Genomic DNA, 2,990 nt, shown 5'->3' with positions numbered 1-2,990 from the left:
GTCCTATATCGTATCGGAAGCGGCGGACATCGATCTCGCGGCGATGCTCGAGGTGCTCGGCAGCGAACTCGGCATAAGCCGGCTGCTGCTCGAGGGCGGCGCCGGCATCAACGGTTCGTTCCTTGCGGCCGGGCTCGTCGATGAGCTGAGCCTTCTCGTGGCGCCCGCGATCGATGGACGCGCCGCCAACCAGGCCTTCGTCGAGTTCGGCGAGAGCGGCCTGGCGGGCAAGATGCAGTTGTCACTGAAAAGCTGCAAGGCCTTGGCGCATGGGCTCGTCCATCTGCGCTACGCGGTCAGCCCTGCTTGACGTTGCTCGCTGAACGGAAATGACCGCCAACCCGGCTATCCCGGATTGGCGGCCCGCTTCGGCGCCGAGGCTTCAGTCCGTCAATCGGCGTATTGCATGGCATCGAGATCGGCGATCAGCGTCGGGCCGGTCGGGTGCCAGCCCAGCCGTGCCTGTGTCAGCGCGCTGGAGGCCGGCAGATCCATCGGCGCGAACATCGCCATCCAGCCGAAATGCTCCGCAGCCTTTTCCGGCGCGATGGAAACGACGGGCAATTTCAGGCCCCGGCCAAGCGCCTCGGCGATAGCGCGCACCTCGACGCCTTCCTCGCCGATCGCGTGATAGCGCGCGCCCGGCTGCCGCTTCTCCACGGCGAGCCGGTAAAGGCGCGCGGCGTCGAGGAGGTGGCCCGCGGAGAAGCGGTTCCGACCTTCGCCGACATAGGCCGAGACGCCTTTTTCACGTGCGATTTCGATGAGCGGCGTGATGAGGCCTTGCTTGACCGGATTGTGGACCTGCGGCAGGCGCACCACCGACACGTTGACGCCGGCGTCCAGCAAGGCATTGCCGGCCAGTTCGGAGGCAATGCGCGGATTGGGATGGCTAGGGTTGAAGACGTCTTCGATCGCCAGTTCGCGATGTCCCGGGCTGCCCATGCCGACGCCGGAGGTGATCACCAGCGGCCGGTCGGAGCCGGCCAGTGCGGCACCGAGTGCCGCGATGACGCGCTTGTCCTTTTCGCAATTCTCGGCAAACCGCGAAAAGTCGTGGTCGAACGCCGTATGGATCACAGCCTCCGCCTTCGCCGCGCCGTCGCGCAGCCCCTCGGGATCCTCGAGCGTTCCCCGATGCACCTCGGCGCCAGCGGCGGCCAGCGCCTCGGCGCCGGCATCCGAGCGGGTCACGCCGATCACCTGATGACCCGCCTTGATGAGTTCGGGAACGATGGCCGAACCGATGAAACCGGTCGCGCCGGTGAGAAAGATACGCATGCAAAATCTCCTGCACAGTTGCCTGCGTAATATTGCTGGTCTATTATTCTATTAAAGTAGTGATCTTATCATGGTATAATGGCTAACAGGATGCCCTCCAATTCCGCCGGCTCACTGGCAGCGTTCCTGAAAGACCGGCGCACCCGGCTCGATCCGGCGTCCTTCGGCTTCTCGGGGCGCCGACGCACGCCGGGACTGCGCCGCGAAGAGGTCGCCCAGCGCGCCAACATCAGCCCGACCTGGTACACATGGCTGGAACAGGGCCGCGGCGGTGCGCCCTCGGCCGATGTCCTCAATCGCATCGCCAAGGGGCTGCTGCTGACCGAGGCGGAGCGTGAACATCTTTTCATGCTCGGGCTGGGGCGCCCGCCCGAGGTCCGCTACACCGGTGCCGAGGGTGTCAGCCCACGGCTGCAGCGCCTCATCGACACGCTCGATGCCAGCCCCGCCATAGTCAGGACCGCTACGTGGGACGTCGTTGCCTGGAACCGCGCCGCGCGGGTCGTGCTGACCGACTACAGCGCCCTGCCCGAGGGCGAGCGCAACATCCTGCGCTTCATGTTCCTCAGTCCCCATATCCGCGCCAGGCAGCACGACTGGCAAAACCTCGCTCGTTTCGTGGTCGGCTCGTTCCGTGCCGATGCGGCACGCGCCGGCGCTGTCTCCGAGGTGCGCGAACTCGTCGACGAGCTTTGCAGCGCCAGCCCCGAGTTTGCCGCCCTGTGGCGGGCAAACGACGTGCTCAGCCACGGCGACGGGACAAAGCGCCTGAAGCATCCGGAACTCGGCGATATCGAGCTGGAATATTCGGGCTTCGCGGTCGACGGCCGGCCGGATTTGAGCCTGACCGTCTACAACCCGGTCGACAGCGCCGTCGCCGACCGCATCCGCGCGCTGGCTCTCGCCCGACACCCCAAAGAGTAAGGGCCAGACGATCCGTCCGCGGGGAGACGCCCGCCCTCAAGCGCGCTCGCAAACCGCCTTCAGGATCTGCAAGGTCGGCCCCCAGTAGAGATTGGCATGCGGACGGATCGCCGGTTCGGCGAAGTCGCTGAGCGTCAGCGTCAGCAGCGTTGCCCCATCCGCCGGCGCCAGATCGAAGCTGACCACCGTGTGGTTTTCGGGCACGTCCGCCAGACGCGAGGCCGACAGCGTGCTCCAGTAGCTGTAGGCGAACGCCCTCTCCTGCGCGAAAGCCCGGATAGTTCCGTGGTTTTCGAACGGCATTCCGTGCAGCACTCCCTGTATCAAGATCGCGCCGCCGACAAGTCTCTCGAGGCTGACGGTCAGCGCCTCGTCGGACATCCATTGCGGGATCATCGCGGGCGTCGTCAGCACCTGCCAAATCTTGGCAGGCGTTGCAGCGATGACGACGGTCTTGATGATCGGTGCGGCAGACTCACTCATGCGCTGCAATTTATCGCGGATGCGGCGACGACAATATCGTCGTTCGGGCGGTGCGGCGCATGCGAAGGCAGCAGCGCGGCTTGCGAAGCGATCGTGGCCCGTGGCATCTGTCGGCTCCACCAGCGCAGACGGGCAGCATGACACCACGGCAGACACGGCAGAGCGGCAGGCAGGCGGCGCCCGGCGTCAGTCTCAACCGGGCGCTGTCGAAGCTCGGCCTGTGCTCGCGCACGCAGGCCGAGGTGCTGATCGCCGAAGGCCGTGTGCGCATCGGCGGCAAGGTGGTGCGCAATGCAGCCCTG

General features: G+C 66.1%; 5 protein-coding genes. 3 read left to right on the top strand and 2 right to left on the bottom strand.

Annotation, left to right across the window (positions count from 1 at the left end; genetic code table 11):
* The coding region (locus tag EN750_RS26690) for a dihydrofolate reductase family protein (protein WP_189526469.1) at positions 1-310 on the top strand (310 nt) is incomplete at its 5' end.
* An 80-nt stretch (positions 311-390) separates the two neighbouring features.
* On the opposite strand, the gene EN750_RS26685 is transcribed toward EN750_RS26690, so the two are convergent.
* Positions 391-1,281, bottom strand: coding sequence for an SDR family oxidoreductase (locus tag EN750_RS26685; protein ID WP_127398405.1), 891 nt, complete (start codon positions 1,279-1,281; stop codon positions 391-393).
* Positions 1,282-1,371: 90 nt separating this feature from the next.
* Here EN750_RS26685 and EN750_RS26680 point away from each other — a divergent pair, with 90 nt between their 5' ends.
* A complete protein-coding gene (locus EN750_RS26680; protein WP_164748891.1) occupies positions 1,372-2,205 on the top strand; it encodes a helix-turn-helix transcriptional regulator in 834 nt (277 codons plus the stop codon).
* A gap of 36 nt (positions 2,206-2,241) precedes the next feature.
* On the opposite strand, the gene EN750_RS26675 is transcribed toward EN750_RS26680, so the two are convergent.
* On the bottom strand, positions 2,242-2,688 hold the full coding sequence (locus EN750_RS26675) for an SRPBCC domain-containing protein (protein WP_127398403.1): 447 nt from the start codon (positions 2,686-2,688) through the stop codon (positions 2,242-2,244).
* Between the two features lie 137 nt (positions 2,689-2,825).
* On the opposite strand from EN750_RS26675, the gene EN750_RS26670 reads away from it, so the two are divergent.
* Positions 2,826-2,990, top strand: a 165-nt coding sequence (locus EN750_RS26670; RefSeq protein WP_281062328.1) for a S4 domain-containing protein, incomplete at its 3' end; no start/stop codon positions are given.

Origin of the sequence: Mesorhizobium sp. M7A.F.Ca.ET.027.03.2.1 (assembly GCF_003999175.1) — a bacterium.
Classification (GTDB): domain Bacteria; phylum Pseudomonadota; class Alphaproteobacteria; order Rhizobiales; family Rhizobiaceae; genus Mesorhizobium.
Note: the sequence above shows the minus strand (reverse complement) of the source record. Positions and strands in the feature narration are given on the sequence as shown.

What these genes read in the sequence shown, in the direction of transcription:
- EN750_RS26685 (WP_127398405.1), bottom strand. Translation starts at nt 1,281, where the DNA reads ATGCGTATCTTTCTCACCGGCGCGACCGGTTTCATCGGTTCGGCCATC.
- EN750_RS26680 (WP_164748891.1), top strand. Translation starts at nt 1,372, where the DNA reads ATGCCCTCCAATTCCGCCGGCTCACTGGCAGCGTTCCTGAAAGACCGG.
- EN750_RS26675 (WP_127398403.1), bottom strand. Translation starts at nt 2,688, where the DNA reads ATGAGTGAGTCTGCCGCACCGATCATCAAGACCGTCGTCATCGCTGCA.